The sequence below is a fragment of the Providencia sp. PROV252 genome (assembly GCF_033676005.1).
Lineage (GTDB): Bacteria > Pseudomonadota > Gammaproteobacteria > Enterobacterales > Enterobacteriaceae > Providencia > Providencia vermicola.
The window spans coordinates 3,696,855-3,713,508 of sequence record NZ_CP096294.1 but is presented as its reverse complement, the minus strand read 5'-3'; the positions used below and the strand labels follow the sequence as shown (position 1 = coordinate 3,713,508).

Annotated in this window: 16 protein-coding genes and 1 pseudogene; 6 read left to right on the top strand and 11 right to left on the bottom strand. The window is 44.2% G+C overall.

The genetic code is table 11. The features are described 5' to 3' along the window. Positions 1-6: 6 nt before the first annotated feature. The 3 genes from M1F05_RS17065 to M1F05_RS17055 are packed head-to-tail and all read right to left on the bottom strand — an operon-like array spanning position 7 to position 3,432. On the bottom strand, positions 7-933 hold the full coding sequence (locus tag M1F05_RS17065) for a dihydrodipicolinate synthase family protein (protein WP_206083653.1): 927 nt from the start codon (positions 931-933) through the stop codon (positions 7-9). Continuing rightward, on the bottom strand, positions 927-1,754 hold the full coding sequence (locus tag M1F05_RS17060) for an SDR family oxidoreductase (protein WP_206083654.1): 828 nt from the start codon (positions 1,752-1,754) through the stop codon (positions 927-929). The genes M1F05_RS17065 and M1F05_RS17060 overlap by 7 nt, the downstream gene beginning before the upstream one ends. Before the next feature lie 22 nt (positions 1,755-1,776). Next, the gene (locus M1F05_RS17055) at positions 1,777-3,432 is read right to left on the bottom strand and encodes a signal transduction protein (RefSeq protein ID WP_206083655.1); all 1,656 of its coding nucleotides are present in this window, start codon (positions 3,430-3,432) and stop codon (positions 1,777-1,779) included. A gap of 515 nt (positions 3,433-3,947) precedes the next feature. Between M1F05_RS17055 and M1F05_RS17050 the strand changes: the two genes are divergently transcribed. Then, a complete protein-coding gene (locus M1F05_RS17050; protein WP_206083656.1) occupies positions 3,948-5,312 on the top strand; it encodes an MFS transporter in 1,365 nt (454 codons plus the stop codon). 43 nt (positions 5,313-5,355) lie between these two features. Here M1F05_RS17050 and M1F05_RS17045 read toward each other — a convergent pair. The 8 genes and pseudogenes from M1F05_RS17045 to M1F05_RS17010 form a co-directional block, all read right to left on the bottom strand. Then, a pseudogene (locus M1F05_RS17045) lies at positions 5,356-5,496 on the bottom strand (IS3 family transposase); the annotation flags it as partial. A gap of 164 nt (positions 5,497-5,660) precedes the next feature. Continuing rightward, a complete protein-coding gene (gene ureG / locus M1F05_RS17040) occupies positions 5,661-6,278 on the bottom strand; it encodes an urease accessory protein UreG (protein ID WP_125890373.1) in 618 nt (205 codons plus the stop codon). Positions 6,279-6,289: 11 nt separating this feature from the next. After that, complete coding sequence (locus M1F05_RS17035; RefSeq protein ID WP_206083657.1) at positions 6,290-6,955, bottom strand: urease accessory protein UreF; 666 nt, start codon at positions 6,953-6,955, stop codon at positions 6,290-6,292. Between the two features lie 21 nt (positions 6,956-6,976). After that, complete coding sequence (gene ureE / locus M1F05_RS17030; protein ID WP_206083658.1) at positions 6,977-7,462, bottom strand: urease accessory protein UreE; 486 nt, start codon at positions 7,460-7,462, stop codon at positions 6,977-6,979. 21 nt (positions 7,463-7,483) lie between these two features. Beyond that, entirely contained in the window at positions 7,484-9,187 is a 1,704-nt protein-coding gene (ureC, locus tag M1F05_RS17025) for an urease subunit alpha (protein ID WP_206083659.1), read from the bottom strand. A gap of 2 nt (positions 9,188-9,189) precedes the next feature. Then, a complete protein-coding gene (locus M1F05_RS17020) occupies positions 9,190-9,513 on the bottom strand; it encodes an urease subunit beta (protein ID WP_206083660.1) in 324 nt (107 codons plus the stop codon). An 8-nt stretch (positions 9,514-9,521) separates the two neighbouring features. After that, positions 9,522-9,824, bottom strand: coding sequence for an urease subunit gamma (locus tag M1F05_RS17015; RefSeq protein WP_206083661.1), 303 nt, complete (start codon positions 9,822-9,824; stop codon positions 9,522-9,524). A 22-nt stretch (positions 9,825-9,846) separates the two neighbouring features. Further along, positions 9,847-10,683 carry an urease accessory protein UreD gene (locus M1F05_RS17010; RefSeq protein WP_206083662.1) on the bottom strand — a complete coding sequence of 279 codons (837 nt, stop codon included), beginning with the start codon at positions 10,681-10,683 and terminating at the stop codon, positions 9,847-9,849. A gap of 694 nt (positions 10,684-11,377) precedes the next feature. On the opposite strand from M1F05_RS17010, the gene M1F05_RS17005 reads away from it, so the two are divergent. From M1F05_RS17005 to M1F05_RS16985, 5 genes are all read left to right on the top strand, one after another. Next, positions 11,378-12,265 carry an AraC family transcriptional regulator gene (locus tag M1F05_RS17005; RefSeq protein WP_206083663.1) on the top strand — a complete coding sequence of 296 codons (888 nt, stop codon included), beginning with the start codon at positions 11,378-11,380 and terminating at the stop codon, positions 12,263-12,265. Between the two features lie 254 nt (positions 12,266-12,519). After that, positions 12,520-14,097, top strand: a complete 1,578-nt coding sequence (locus tag M1F05_RS17000) for an ABC transporter substrate-binding protein (RefSeq protein ID WP_206083664.1) — start codon at positions 12,520-12,522, stop codon at positions 14,095-14,097. After that, positions 14,082-15,065, top strand: coding sequence for an ABC transporter permease (locus M1F05_RS16995; RefSeq protein WP_404461248.1), 984 nt, complete (start codon positions 14,082-14,084; stop codon positions 15,063-15,065). Before M1F05_RS17000 ends, M1F05_RS16995 begins: the two co-directional genes overlap by 16 nt. Next, positions 15,062-15,874: an ABC transporter permease gene (locus M1F05_RS16990; protein ID WP_206083666.1), complete on the top strand. Its 813-nt coding sequence runs from the start codon at positions 15,062-15,064 to the stop codon at positions 15,872-15,874. Before M1F05_RS16995 ends, M1F05_RS16990 begins: the two co-directional genes overlap by 4 nt. Then, on the top strand, positions 15,868-16,644 hold the full coding sequence (locus tag M1F05_RS16985) for an ATP-binding cassette domain-containing protein (RefSeq protein ID WP_206083667.1): 777 nt from the start codon (positions 15,868-15,870) through the stop codon (positions 16,642-16,644). The genes M1F05_RS16990 and M1F05_RS16985 overlap by 7 nt, the downstream gene beginning before the upstream one ends. The last annotated feature ends 10 nt before the right edge of the window (positions 16,645-16,654 follow it).

Sequence of the window (16,654 nt, the reverse complement as noted above, 5' to 3'; positions counted from 1 at the left end):
GATTCACTAGATTAAGGCACGTGCTGCGTGGATATATTCTTGTAAACGGGAATTCAAGCTATCGAGTGCTTGTTTTTGTTGTATATTCAGGGGGATAAACGGTTCTCTTACAGGGCCTAAATAGTCGAGCTCTAGTCCTGCCAAGTATTTTGTTGATTGAAAAATACCGTTATTGACCATGGTTTCAACGACATCGTTGATTTGATGCTGCAGTTTTTGTGCAGTGAAAAAATCCCCTTTAGCAAAACAGTGGCGAACCGCGAGAAAAAGTTCAGGCTGAATATTCACGGTTGTCCCCACTGTTGCCGTGGTCCCTGCCGCCAAACTGGAAAGAAAAATTTCATCAAAACCATTAAAGAAAACTTTTTCAGGGTGCTTATCCACCATACGTTCTAAGGCGTAAAGGTTGTGAGAGGTATGCTTCACCCCCAATGTTTGTTCATTGCTAAATAACGTCTTTGCCATTTCAAGGTCTAGCTCGACCCCTGTAAACTGAGGAATGTTATACAAAATAACAGGCAGCGATGTTTCATCTAAAATACGTTGGTAATACCGAATGATCGCTTCATTACTGTATTTATAATAGTAAGGAGGGACTAAAGAAACGGCACTCGCCCCCACACTTTGCGCATGTTTTGCTAATTCGACGGCATCTTGAGTTCTCGGGGCTCCAATGTGGCTAATGACAGGCACTTTTCCCTTACTGCTAGTGATAATGGTTTCAAGGACTTGTTTTCGTTCATCTAAATGTAACAGTGGACCTTCACCAGATGACCCGCAGCAATAAAACCCTTCAACACCACGGGCGATTTGGTGCTCCACAAGCATGGCTAATGCTGTCGTATTTATATCTTCGTTGTCATGCATTGGGGTCACAATGGCAGACATAATCCCGCGAAATTTAGCCCATTTGTCTTGCTGTTGATTTACCATGCTGTCCAGCCTCCATCAATAACAAGGTTTGCGCCAGTCATATAGCAAGATGCGTTAGAAAGCATAAAGACAATAGCACCATTAAATTCATCGGGATTAGCCATGCGACCAATTGGAATGCGGTCAGTGTAATTTTTTTGGAATCGTGGATCTTGATCCTGCCTAGCAACGCCAGAAAGCGTTAATGTATTCACTCGAATACCTTCTTTTCCCCAATAAGTTGCACAATAACGGGTAAAATTATAGATACCTGATTTTGCGGCTGCATAGGCAACAGGCTTAATAAAAGGAATACCCGTATCCTCCTTTTTATAGCTATAGATATCTTGAACAGGTGACACAACACCATAAATCGAACCAATATTGACGATGGACCCAGTTTTTTGTGCCTTTCTCATACGTTTTCCGACTTGCTGAGTCATCAAAAAGGTTCCGACGAGATTTACATCAACTACTTCACGGAAAACCTCTTCCGGAAAATCTTCAAATGGGCCTGATACTTCAGGTGGCGCGCTTGGTTGGGTATCGATACCTGCATTATTCACTAAACCATCAGGTGTTCCCCATGAAGATTCAATGCGATCTAATACGCCATTAATACTTGATTTATCTGTAATATTAACTTCATAGCATGCGATGCGAGGAGAGTCTTTCAATGAGCCTAATACCTGAGTCAGACGCACTTGTGTAACGTGGGTTGCTAATACAGCAACCTTAGCCCCACGCTCATGCAGGGCTTTGACGTACTGTACGCCAAGTTGCCCTAATCCACCGGTGACAATAATTATTTTATCTTGTAGTGAGAAAAGAGGGTCAGTCATAACATGTTCCTTATTTTTTTATTTATTGATGGATAAAATATCGACGGGCATCCCCAGCAATCAAAACATGAATATTTTGCGTCATCGCTTGTGCTGCAAAGGCTTGGACTACGTTACCTAAAACGTCCTCATCAACATAGGCAATCGACAGGTGGTTACTTTGATGCCCCGCCATTAATGAATCACGGGAAACACCATCAAGTACAGCATTTAATAATGGCCATTCATAGTTTGTTGCTAAGCGGCGGCGTTCAAATTCGGCATCTGGAAGTTCAACGGCGGTACCAGTCCCAATATGCATAACCACTTGGAGCCCTTCATAGTGGGCACGAGCCCAGATAAAGCGGCCTTTTTTCCCTTGCCCTGCGATTGTGGAACCGCCAAAAGGGAAGAACATTGGCGGCTGACGATAACCTGTTGCCCCAGCAATACCGCCTTTTAGGTGTGCAAATGGAACTGCGCCTGAAATTTCAAAATCCCAATAGAAAGTGCCTTCATACTCGCTTCCCCAACGAATGTCATGTAATGTTGTTTCACTAGCAATATTTAATGATTGCAATAGCTTAGCCATAATGACTTGCGGAATAGCGCTACCCATATCCACTTCATTAATACAGGTGATAGGCAAGTTTGGAGCAATGATTTCACCGTTTTCATCGGGAATAGGGAAGCGTGCAGAGTTACCGATAGCGCCTTCTGCAAAGTCAGAAGCAGCACAACTATCTTTCAAGCCTTGTTGGTATTGCACCCCAACAGCGCTTAAACCAAATCTTTTTGTGAACCGAGCCATCGCAATCATCATGGCACACTGTTCTAATACTTGATCACGGGTTAATTCGTTGCTGTGGTTTGTGCCAAATTTAAATGTCATTCCTTGGGATTGATACCATGCCAAGCAGGCTTCTCGTAGGGATTGTGGTACTTTTTGCATTTCTACTAGCAAGGCGGATTGAGATAAGGATTCAATCGGCATTCCAATATCAATCATTGATTTTTGTGGGAAAACACCATTAATCATCCCCATGCAAAAACTATCAAATAAACCAATAATAGCTTTATCACGCAACATGGCTTGGCCCATTTCACGGCCGATTTTGCCCTCAGGGGTTCCCATAACGGCATCAGTTGCTTTTAGCGGGTATAAATAATCCAATTTATGATTGAGAAAACCATCATCAAGCCACGTCTGTAATCCTTTCATAAAGAATTCATCAGTGAATGTTTCAGACCACAACCGTGAATAATGGCAGCCTAAACTTGTTAAACAACCCGCCATACACAGCATACCAACTAGCCCTGGCCATGTGCCATCAAAGTTGGCTAACAATAAAATTGGGCCGCGATGATGGACTAATGAAGGGGCAATATGGTGTGAATATTGCCATGCCGTTAATAACACAATAACGGGGGCATCAGGTGCTATTTGCGCAAAAATATCACTTCCTTCTCGCTGGTTACTGATGAACCCATGTCCTCTTTCTTTATCCACGGGGTGCGCCCGTTTGACTTGGTAGCCAAGGGTGTTTAGCGCATCGGCTAAGCGCTGTTCATACAGAGACTGCGTGGGCCAACAGGTCACATTCGCAGGTTCGCGTAAGTCAGCATTTGTCACCAATAATACTTCATTGGGTTGAGTTGTTATTAATTTTGGACGGTTAGGGGGAGTAAAAGTCAACATAGGAAGCTCTCCTGATGATAAATGCTGAGTGTGTCAAGTGTGCTAATTCGAGTTAGCAAAATATTATTATTGGTTGTGTAACACAATTTGTTTAAACTAAATATGTGATGAACATCATGGTTGGTTTTTTAAATCATTGTAGTTAAAGTGTTTATTTTTATATCTATTGTTTTGCGAAGAGCTTGGTTTTATTTTGATACCCTTCAAGTGTTAATGATTTGTTTAATTTTCTTCTGTTGTGTTCGTTTGAGTTGTTGTGCTGAGTTTGCTCACCTTCAATTTTTTGTATGAAATCAGTGAAAATATAATGCTATATTAATGAATAAAATATTTTTGATTAATAAATCAAATTGTTATAAGAGATTAAAAGATCGTCATCACAAAATTATAAATAATAACTTTGAGCAATCATATCCTTTGCTATTATCAGCTAACTCGAGTTAGCAAATAACAAGGTATTTACATAATATAACGAATGCAAGCACACCGATAATCACCGTGTAGAGGATTTGAAAATGACACTACTAACACCCACGACAAGTACAGCTCAGGTACATGAAGAAAGTGAACAAGAAAAAAAGCAGCAACGTAAGCTTGTTACCGTTCTTGGCTCAGGACTAGCAGGAACAACCATTGAGTTTTATGACTTTTTTATTTATGGCACAGCAGCGGCATTAGTTTTTCCAACACTATTTTTCCCAAATTTATCGCCGTTAATGGCATTGATCGTTTCGTTTTTAACGTTGTCTATCACGTTTGTGAGTCGTCCTATTGGTGCCATCGTTTTTGGTCACTATGGAGACAAAATAGGCCGTAAAAAATCGTTGGTGATTTCGTTGATGATTATGGGAATATCCACTTTTTGCATTGGATTAATCCCTTCTTATGAATCGATAGGAAATGCGGCTCCGTTACTCTTAATCTTTCTACGTCTTTGCCAAGGTTTTGCCATCGGAGGTGAGTGGGGAGGTGCGACAACACTAATTACGGAATATGCGCCACGTCATCGTCGAGGTTTTTTTGGTACCTTTGTTCAATTAGGGAATGTATTAGGGTTGTTTATTGCAACGGGAGTTTTTGCTTTAGTTGTCATGTTGCCAGAGGATGATTTAATGTCCTGGGGTTGGAGAATGCCTTTCTTAGTGAGTATTTTGTTATTATTTATTGGGTTATATATCCGAGCAAATATTGAAGAAACCCCAGTGTTTAAAGAAAACCAACGCCAACAAGAAACAACCCAAACGAAAGAACAAAAATACCCAGTATTAACAGTATTAAAGCATTACCGTAAATCTGTATTTCTAGCCATGGGCATGCGAATGGGGGAAATTGTGTTAGGGTGGCTAACTGTGGCATTTTTCATGTCGTATGTGACTCGTGAGTTAGATTTCACTCGTGAAACAGCATTAAACGGTTTATTGCTAGCGAGTTTTTGTGGCATTTTTACCTTCCCATTCTTTGGTTGGTTATCGGATAAAATCGGGCGTCGGCCTGTTTATTTAGCGGGTGCCACAATTACTTTTATCTTTGCTTTTCCTTTATTTTGGATGATTGATAGCGGCTCCGTTAAAATGTTTATGTTCGCCACCTCATTCTGTTATTCAGTCGGATTAGGAATGATGTTTAGTGTACAACCCGCATTTTTCTCTGAGTTGTTTGATACAAAAGTCAGGTATACCGGTGTGTCTTTAGGTTTCCAACTCGCAAATGTTGTGGGTGGACTTACTCCAATGATTGCAACGCTTTTACTGGTATGGTCGGGGGGGAATTCATGGCCTATCTCTGCATTTTTAGCGTGCATGGCTTTAGTGACAATAGCTTGCGTCTGTGCTACGAAAGAAACCTATAGTGATGATTTAACAGAAAAAGTTAAAAATTAATATCAGCAATAAGTTGATTTCCCATAAAATAAACGTGCAGTGGTCAATAAAATTTGGCCACTGTTTTCGAGTTTTTCCAAAATAGTCGTTCAGATTTATTGGGCGTGAATCCATTACTCTATTGATGAGGCCTGACTCGGTTGTAATATGCGATCATATATCCGGTTATTAGCTTCTGAGCTTCATTGACATCCTCCCCAGCCTGAACGACAGGGCTTTACGGTGTGTTTGGTAAACCTCTCACCGGTACCCATTCTGTTTTACTGAATCAGGTATAGCATGAAGTGAATATGGATAAAAACCACAGAAAATCAGGCTAGATAAGCCTATTCTCTGTGGCGAAAGCGATTAACGCCTTAACATGCCTTTATCGATAATAAACTCGATAATGGTTTCTAAGCCGACTTGTTTCTTTAAATTCGTGAAAACATACGGTTTCACTGGGCGCATTCTGGCGGTATCGGCTTCCATCACTTCCAATGACGCGCCAACATAGGGAGCGAGGTCAATCTTATTGATCACTAATAAGTCGGAATGGGTGATCCCTGGGCCGCCTTTACGTGGGATTTTTTCGCCTTCTGCGACGTCGATAACATAAATGGTTAAGTCCGCCAGCTCTGGGCTGAATGTGGCGCTCAGATTATCGCCGCCACTTTCCACAAATACAATATCCAGATTTTTGTGGCGCATTGCCAGCTCTTCAACGGCCGCAAGGTTCATGGAGGCATCTTCACGGATCGCGGTGTGCGGGCAGCCGCCTGTTTCCACACCAATAATGCGGTCGGCGTCTAATGCTTCGGCACGGGTAAGGATCTTGGCATCTTCTTGGGTATAGATATCATTGGTCACGACGGCAATTTGGTAAGTATCGCGCATCGCTTTACATAAAACTTCTAATAGGGCGGTTTTCCCTGAACCAACAGGGCCACCGACACCAATTCGCAGGGGTTGGTTATATTCTTGCATTGTGTGTTTTCTCATGAACGAAAAAGTCGAGTGTATTGGGTTTCATGCCGACTGCTGGCAATGATTTGTGCAGGGGTAAAACTGCCGATATCATCAACCGTCCATGTGGCAGATTGCGCCACAATTTCAGGGATACGTTCGGCAAGGGTAAACAAAATATGTTGCCCCGCGCTTTGACCCAGTGGAATTAATTTCACGCCAGACATCACGGTGTTTTCCAGCCAGCCCCACGTGTAGGCGGTGCACAGCTTTTCAACGTCAATGTTCCAATGCGTGGCGGCAAGGGCAAAGGCCATTAATTGTGTTTTTTTCACGCACGCTAATGCCGTGGCATCAAGCTCAATCGCCAGTTGGGGGAGCAAGCGGGCAAAGGCAATGCCTCGCTGGCGCTCTTCTTGGCGAAGCTCTTTGGTTTCACGGCTGGCAATAATAAAGTCACACCAATAAGTCACCTGCTGCCAGTCAGAGCGTGAAAGATTGGCGTGAATTTGCCGCAGAACAGGGAGTTCCAATGTCGCGATTGCGTGAGTCATTTGTGCCGTTAGCCAATTGGCGAGGGTATCTGGCGTTGTCACCCAGCCTTTTTCTATCGCCCATTCTAGCCCTTGGGAATAGGTAAATGACCCCACAGGTAAGGACGGGCTGACTAATTGGTATAAACGCAAATCCGCTAGCATCGATACACTCCCTGAATCTGATTAGTGGTGGTGATGGTGATCATCGTGGTCATGATGATGGTGATGATGACCACCCGATGAACCGCCATAAGCCCCTGGTTCTGGTTGGTATTTTTCCAGACCCACACTGACCGTTGCACCTAATCCACGCGCCATATCGTCTAAAACATGGTCGTGAAAATAACGGCACCAGCCTGCTTCAATTTGCAGAGGAACATGGCGGTTACCTAAGTGGTAGCAAACCCGTGCCAGTAACAGAGGGTCATCGCTGTAAACGGTGGAAACTTGCTCTTTTGCCGCGATAATGGCGACCTGTTCACCGTCTTCTGTCGCTAAAATATCCCCTTCTTTTAAAATGGTGCCACGGGGTAAAAATAACCCCGCATCTTGCCCATCACTTAAGGTGACTTTTAAGCGACTTTTGGTGCGTTCATCCATGGTTAAGCATAGGGACAATTCAGTGTCTGTCTGTTGTTCTGGTGGAACGACTTTAATAAATTTTTTCATTTTCTGGCTCTTAATCAGGGGTCAGAATAAAAAGTAACGTTGTGCCATTGGCAACTCAGTGGCTGGCTCACACACCAGCGGTACGCCATCGGCTTTAACAATATAGGTTTGAGGGTCTAGCTCAATATGCGGCACATAGCTGTTGTGCACCATGGAGGCCTTGCTGATATTGCGGCAACCCTCAACACGGCCGATTAAGCTTTGTAAGCCAAGCTTTTCGGGGACGCCCGCCTCAATCCCCGCATTTGACATAAAAATCATCGAGGTTTGGTACTTCGCTTTACCGAGAGCGCCATACATTGGGCGGTAATGCACAGGTTGCGGCGTTGGAATGGCGGCGTTGATATCCCCCATTGGCGCATACGCCACAAGGCCACCTTTCATGATAAGCGCAGGTTTGACGCCAAAAAATGCGGGGTCCCACAGGATGATATCGGCTAATTTGCCTTTCTCTATCGATCCGACTTCATGAGCAATACCATGGGCTAACGCAGGGTTGATCGTGTATTTCGCCACGTAGCGCTTAATACGGTTGTTATCGCTGTCTGGGGTATCGCCTTCCATCGTGCCGCGTTGCAATTTCATTTTGTGGGCACATTGCCACGTGCGCATAATCACTTCACCTACGCGCCCCATGGCTTGGGAGTCCGAAGACATCACGGAAATCGCGCCCATATCATGCAAAATATCTTCTGCGGCAATGGTTTCACGGCGAATACGTGACTCAGCAAAGGCCACATCTTCAGGAATTGACGGGTCAAGGTGATGGCACACCATCAACATATCCAGATGTTCGTCCACTGTATTGATGGTGTACGGCATGGTTGGGTTGGTCGAGGCGGGCAAAATATTTGGCTCCCCAACGGATTTGATCACGTCAGGGGCATGGCCGCCCCCTGCGCCTTCTGTATGGAACACGTGGATCACGCGCCCACCGATGGCTTTTACTGTTTCTTCGTAGAAGCCGCCTTCGTTTAAGGTGTCGGAGTGAATTGCCACTTGCACGTCCATTTCATCGGCGACATTCAAGCAGTTGTGGATTGCCATCGGGGTTGCGCCCCAGTCTTCGTGAATTTTCAGGCCAATTGCACCTGCGGTCACTTGCTCACGAATGGCTTCGGGTTGACTTACGCAGCCTTTACCAAATAGCCCCACGTTAATTGGCAGCTCATCTACGGCCTCTAACATGCGGTACATATTCCAAATGCCGGGTGTGACCGTTGTGGCGTTAGTGCCTGCGACAGGGCCTGTTCCACCACCAATAAAGGTGGTGACACCAGAAACTAAGCCTTCTTCGGCTTGCTGCGGGCAAATAAAGTGAATGTGGGTATCGACGCCGCCTGCGGTGACAATTTTGCCTTCACCCGCGACCACTTCTGTACCAGGGCCAACCACGATATCCACATTCGGCTGTACATCAGGGTTACCCGCTTTACCAATACCTGCAATACGGCCATTTTTGATGCCGATATCGGCTTTAACGATGCCCCAATGGTCTAAAATAATGGCGTTGGTGATCAGCACATCGACACATTTATCGCTAGTGACTTGGCTTTGTCCCATACCATCACGAATGACTTTACCGCCACCAAATTTGACTTCTTCCCCATAGGTGGTGAAGTCTTTTTCAATTTCTAAAAACAGTTCTGTATCTGCTAAGCGTACACGGTCGCCTTGGGTTGGCCCAAACATATCCGCATACGCTTGCCGTGAGATGGTTTTCATGGTTATTTCTCACTCTCTAATTTACCCATGACTTTGCCATGGAAGCCGTAAATTTCTCGTTTACCGCTAAATGCCACCAATTCCACCGTGCGGCTTTGGCCTGGTTCAAAACGCACCGCCATACCCGCAGGGATGTTTAAACGAAAACCGAGCGTGCTGTCTCGTTCAAATTTCAAAAAATCATTCACTTCATAAAAGTGGTAATGAGAGCCGACTTGAATCGGTCTATCACCATGATTTGCCACTTGAATGGTTTTGGTTTCACGACCCGCATTCAGTTCGATGTCGCCTAAAGCCTGATTCACTTTAATTTCACCGGGGATCATATTGCCACCTATACAATTGGGTCGTGAATGGACACAAGTTTTGTGCCGTCAGGGAATGTGCATTCCACTTGAATGTCTTTGATCATTTCAGGCACGCCTTCCATGACTTGCTCCGCACTGAGCACCGTTCTGCCTTCGCTCATTAGTTGGGCGACCGTTTTTCCGTCACGTGCGCCTTCCATAATGGCGCAGCTTATTAGGGCAACGGCTTCTGGGTAATTCAGTTTTAACCCACGGGCTAAGCGCCTTTCAGCGACAAGGCCTGCGGTAAAAAGCAATAACTTATCTTTTTCTCTTGGGGTGAGTTCCATTTTTGCTCCTAAAACGAAAAATTTATGTTGCCCAAATACGGGGAGGTTCAGGGCAATAACCTAGCCAATACTGCCGCGTGGTTTGCCAAATATGGGCAAAACAGGCCATCATCGGCTCAGTTTGCGTGCCTAATAATCGTAAAACTAAAATGCCATCCACATCCGTTAGCCCATACTCAATGGGGCTATCCGTTGGGGATAAAAAATCACCTAAATGTTGTTGGATTTTTTCTTTTAATTCATCACTGGCAGGGTAAATGTACATCGACCCCATCATGGGAAACTCACGCATGACAGCAGACTGTTTTTGTGTGCCATCGATAAACAGGGATTCAGTCAGCGTAAGGGTGTCATCAATGTAAAAATTAAAGCGCCCACGCACATCGCCATTTTCAAACCATTCCCCCAAAACAGGGCGGCCTAAACATTGAATTTCCCAGCCGATAAATTTTGATGATGCAGCGACATGTATATGGGTTTCTAGCCTAACCTGTGCATCAGGGAAAAAAATATTTTCCTGCGGTAGCCACTCTAAAAAGCCCTCAGCGGCAACCGTTAAATTCTGTACTTGTCGGGCAATACCGCCTGCGCTGCGATAAAATTTGGTCGCACCTGGGGTGGTCAGCAGTGAATGGGCATACGGCTGCACGTCAATATTAATCAGGAGTTTATCTCCACCCACCACACCACCAGGGGGATGAAGTAAATAGGTGTGGGCAACCCTTGGTTCGGGGTAAAATGGCCTTTGCACCATTAAAGGGCCGATATGTTGTTTATCGGTCAGGCGTGTTGTACCCCGTTTGAGTTCATAGCGTAAAAAAATCTCAGCTAACCAACCTGATCCTGAAAACTCAGACATACTTTCTCCTGCAAATCAGGTAATGAACAATACGCGAACATGTTTAGTTATACCCCTCACCGAATGGTTTGGGCTTTAGGGGCTGTTTATCTTTGATGGTCAATTTTTATTCGAATTAAAGCCATTTTAGGCAAGAGTCTCTCAACGTCGCATCAAATGAGTGATACGTGCTTTAATCGAACCCGTAGGGCAGTATTTATGCACAATACTTAACTCAAATAATAAGTCAGCTTGATTGACACACTTTTATCTATTTTTTGAATTGTTTTTTTTGACCTTTTTTAGCTGTAAAAATCAGCAGCAAAGATAAACAGCCCCTAAGTGGTATAAGCCAATGCAAGTAGGGTAGGATGTGAATGAACACGAAAAATAATTATCTATAATGATGCGTTATAGGCTCGTATTCATCTGACGCGCGATTTTACACCTTCTATCGAAAATTGCCTTTCAATTAAATAGCAATTTATTTAGAAAAATGCACAATGCATAAAATAACAGTAAAAAATGAGCGGATCTCTATATTGCGATTTTTACTTAACAGGACTATATTCTGAGCCGCATTCTAGCAAGGTAGCGGAAGCCATTAACTAGCGTAATTATTTGCTATTTATCTGAATGGCTGTATTTCTGTCTGCCCATCAAGCTGCTTTTTCTAGCAGATGATTTCTGACTTTGACCAAAGTTTATTGAGATTATGGAATATAAATATTTTCTTTCATCAAACCAAATGGTGTTAAAAGCGTTTTATATTGAAAGCGCGATGATAGCCATGCTGCAAGGAGCGAAAGGGAATGTGGTGATTAATGGTCAATCTATTGATGTTCAGTCTAATTTGACGCTTATTATTCCAAAATACAGCCAAGTCTCCTGCAATATGGAGTGCGCATCTAATCAATCGATTGAGCTGCACACACTGTCGATTGCGGACTCAGAGTTAGAATCGGTCTTTTTATTATTAAAGACCTTAATGAAGTCAGGCGCGCCGCTAACGAGCCACGTTCCCACGTTTCAGGTATTAACCCCTGAAACGGTCAGTGATAATTTCAGTTTGCTCAAGCAATGTTTACCATTAAAACAACAAAGCCAATCTCAAGAAGCGTTGTTAATGAAGCAAAGCCTGTACTTTATTTTACTGGCGATATACCAAGCGGGCGTCGATATTCTCAACATTTTCCGCTTTAATTATGATGAGCCGAAAAACCAAGCCATTACCCATTTAATTACCCAAGAACCGCAGAAAAAATGGCACTTAGAGGATGTTGCTAAGGTCTTATTTACCACACCATCGACGTTGCGTAGGCACCTTAATCGAGAAGGGGTATCATTCCGCCAATTATTATTGGATGTGCGAATGGGAATGGCATTAAATTATTTAACCTTCTCAAATTATTCGGTATTTCAAATTAGCCATCGATGTGGGTTTGGTAGCAATGCCTATTTTTGTGATGTATTTAAGAAAAAATACGCCATGACGCCATCGCAATTTCGGTTGCAATCAAGGCAGTCTAATGACCGGTCTTTTATAACTGATTTATCGTTAAACTCCACGCCTATTGAATTTGATAAAGACGTGGAAGCGTAAATTTTACTTTTTGATTTATTAAGGTAAATCAAAAAGGGGCTGAGTTTTTACGAATTATTCATTAAATTCGAAGTTCTATTGATATAGAACGTAGAAAGCGTGGTTTAAAATTTAATATAACTAAACATTGTTACTCTACGCACAGTGAATATCTCACCAATAGCGGCAATTAATGGTTACCAATATCATTAACTGCCTGATGATGTTTCATTTTTATTTAGTGATAAAAATAAAACTAAACTATCGAGGGATGTATGATTAAAAATATCGTTGCGGCTATGTGTTTAATGGGGCTGACGCTGCCATCACAGGCCGCAGAACCAGCTCATTCACAAACATTACGTTTAGCGATTGGTGCAGAACCGACTGAAGGTTTTGACCCAATGCTCGGGTGGAGCCACGGCAGCTACCTTCTGTTACACAGCCCATTACTCAAACAAAAAGCCGACCTTTCATGGCACAGCTATATGCTGGAAAACTACCAACACAATGCCGATGGGAAAGAGTGGACATTAACGCTAAAAAAAGGATTGAAATTTTCAGATGGTTCGCCATTAACTGCAAAAGATGTAGTATTTACCTACAATAATGCCGCTGCGAGCGGCGGCAAAGTGGATATGGGTAATTTTGCAAAAGCTGAGGAAATTGACCCATTAACCGTCAAAATCACCTTATCTTCTCCACAAAGTACTTTTATCAATGTATTAGGCTCCCTTGGGATTGTTTGTGCTGATAAATACGATGCAAAAACCTATGCGCATAACCCAATTGGCGCAGGACCATACCGTTTAGTGGCGTTCCAGCCAGGGCAGCAATTAATTGTTGAGCAAAACCCGTACTACGCTGGGCCAAAAAATGATTTCAATAAAATGGTTTTCGTCTTCCTTGATGAAGATGCGGCCTTTGCTGCGGCACAAAGTAACCAGCTGGAAATTGTCCGTATTCCCGCAGCGGTGGCTGCCAATGCTAATAACGTCAAAAACATGAAGTTAGTGGAGCGCTATAGTGTGGAAAACCGTGGTATTTCCTTCCCAATTCCACCAGCAGGTGGAAAAGATGCACAGGGTAACCCTGTGGGGAATGATATTACCTCTGATGTTGCGGTGCGTAAGGCGATTAACTACGCTTTTGACCGTAAATTATTAGCCGCATCTGTCCTCGAAGGTTTTGCTGTTCCCGCTTATACAGGTGTGGCAGGGCTACCGTGGAATAGCCCTGATTCCGCCTTTAAAGATGGCGACACCGAAAAAGCCAAATCTATTTTAGAAGAGGCGGGCTGGAAGCTGAATAAAGATGGCCTGCGTGAAAAAAACGGCAAAGTGGCAAAACTGACACTCTGGTATGCCAGCGGTGATACCACACGCCGTGATTTAGCCCAGGCTATCCGCTCAAGCTTAAAACCTATCGGCATCGAAATAGATTTAAAATCGGGAAGTTGGGAAACCGTTGAGCGCAATATGCACGCCAACCCAACCTTGTTTGGTTGGGGCAGCTTAGACCCAATGGAAATTGTCCATAACTACAGTAGTAAAGCCGCAGGCGTTGGTTTCTATAATCCAGGTTATTATAAAAATGCAGCGGTTGATGAGTTAATTGAAGAAGCACTGCGCCAACCAGACCAAAATGCGGCTATCCCGTTATGGCAAAAAGTGGATTGGAATGGCACAACGGGCGTGGGCATTAAAGGGGATGCCGCATGGGCTTGGTTGATGAACTTACAACATATTTATTTGCTGAATAATTGTGTAGATTTAGGCACCAGTGCGCCTGAAATTCACGGCTCTTGGTCAGTGTTAAATAACGTTGATGAATGGGCATGGACTTGCCAGTAATGCGGACGACTCTTGGGCTTTTATTGCGTTTTATCTGTTTGTTGACAGTGACAGCGGCAGGGATCTTTATCCTGTTAAGCTATTCGCCTATCGACCCAATAAAAGCCTATATCGGTAATGATTTATTGCATGTCCCCCCCGAGCAATACGCCTTAATTGCGGCTCGCTGGGGGCTTGACCAGCCGCTATGGGTGCAATTTTGGCGCTGGTTTTCACAAATGTTACAAGGGGATATGGGCTATTCCATGTTGTACAACACCCCCGTTGTGCAAGTGATAGCGGATCGCCTTGTTCCCTCGTTAGCACTGCTTATCTGTGCTTGGCTTTTTTCGGGTATCGTTGGATTTGTGTTGGGCTTAGTCGCAGGGCGTTATCTCAACCGCTGGCCAGATAAGCTGATTTCAACCCTTAGTTACCTATTAGCATCTATCCCTGTATTTTGGGTCGGATTATTACTGCTTTCGCTGTTTGCGGTGTCCTTGCAGTGGGCGCCGATTTGCTGTGCATGGCCGATTGGTTTAGATGAAGAAACGGCGACATTTTCCCAAAAACTTCATCACCTTGTTTTACCTGTGATTGCGTTAGGGATGTTGGGCGTAGGGAATATTGCCTTACACACCCGAGCAAAAGTAATGGAAGTAATGAACAGCGAGTTTATTCATTACGCCCAAGCGCAAGGGGATAAAGGTTGGTCAATGATAGGTTTTCATGTACTTAAACATGCTATCACCCCAGCCATTTGTTTGCAGTTCGCGTCTGTGGGCGAATTGCTCAGTGGGGCGCTTCTTGCTGAGAAAGTGTTTGCGTACCCAGGGCTGGGGCAAGCGACCATCGATGCGGGTTTACGAGGCGATATCCCCTTATTGATGGGGATTGTGATGTTGTGTGCCACTCTGATTTTTTTCAGTAATACGGTTGCCGATGTCTTATTGAAAAAAGTGAATAAGGGAGTGATGAGAGACGCATGACCTACAACCCAAATCGAGCGCTATTTAAATTAATTATCTCACTAACGTTATTGGTTATTTTAGCGAGCTATGCCGTGTGGTTGTCATCTGCCGACATTGAAATGAACCTATTGGATAGGCGGCTTGCCCCTTCTTGGGCTCATTTATTTGGTACGGATAATTTAGGCCGAGACCTCTTCGAAAGAACATTCCAAGGCGTCGCGACTAGCTTACAAATTGGTTTGATTGCGGCTGTATCCAGTGGGTTTATCGCTTTAGTGATGGCCGGGTTGTCTTCCGTGAGCAAAGTGATGGATTACGCGGTACGCGGCGTCATTGATGCACTATTAGCATTGCCACATCTTTTGTTACTCGTACTAATTTGCTTTACTTTGGGCGGCGGAAAAATGGGGGTAATCTGGGCGGTTGCGCTCACTCACTGGCCTAAGCTTACCCTGATTTTGCGTTCCGAGTTACTGCGAGTGAAGCAGGCGGATTACATCATGCTATCCCAGCGTATTGGCAATAGTGCCGTTTACCGTTGGCGTTACCATTATTTACCCATGATTTTACCGCAGTGGATGGTCGGTACGTTGTTGATGTTCCCACACGCGGTACTTCACAGTGCGGCACTGAGTTTCCTTGGCTTTGGGCTATCGCCACATGAACCTTCATTGGGTATTTTATTGTCAGATGCACTACGTTATCTCAGTACAGGGGCGTGGTGGCTGGTGGTGTTTCCCGGTGTCGCTTTGATGGGGTTAGTGTTGTTATTTGACCAATTTGCAAAAGCCGCGGCGCAGCTATGGCTAAAGGGGGCAACATGTTGAGCTTAGATAAGCTGACTATTGATGTCGCAAAATTTCGTTGGTTAGGGCGTAAACAATGGTCACCATTACTGCAAGACATTTCACTCGATATTCAGCCAGGGGAAATGGTCGCTTTGATTGGTGGAAGCGGAGAAGGAAAAAGCCTTTTATTACAAAGTGTTCTAGGCTTATTGCCAGATAATATGCGCAGCCAAGGAAATATCAGTCTGAATGGCAATGCATTGACGGAAGAAAACAAGGCACAGCATCGGGGCAACTCGTTATGTTATATACCTCAAGGGGTTAGTGCTCTAAATCCCTTGATCCAAATTGGTCCTCAGCTTGAAAGGGCTGCAGTACTCAGCGGCCAACACATTAAAATGCACGATGTGGCGCGCCATCTTCAGCAATATAACTTGCAAGAAAATTTGGTGAATAGCTACCCAAGCCAGTTATCTGGAGGAATGGCAAAGCGAGTACTGGCAAGCAGTGCAACATTATCCCGTGCACAATATATCCTCGCGGATGAGATTTCGTCTTGGTTGGATGATGAACATGCGCTGCAACTGCTTGAAAATATGAAATCCTTGTGCCGTGATGGGCGAGGTATTTTATGGGTTACTCATGATTTATCCATGGCGGTGCGTTTTGCTGACCGTGTTGCATTACTGCGTAATGGGGCGCTAGAGGATGTGTTAAGTAGCCAAACCTTAAAACAAGGCGGTGGTGGAAAATGGCTGCAATCCTTGTGGAATGCACTACCAGAACATCAATTTATGGCAATGAAATGAAGGATATCGA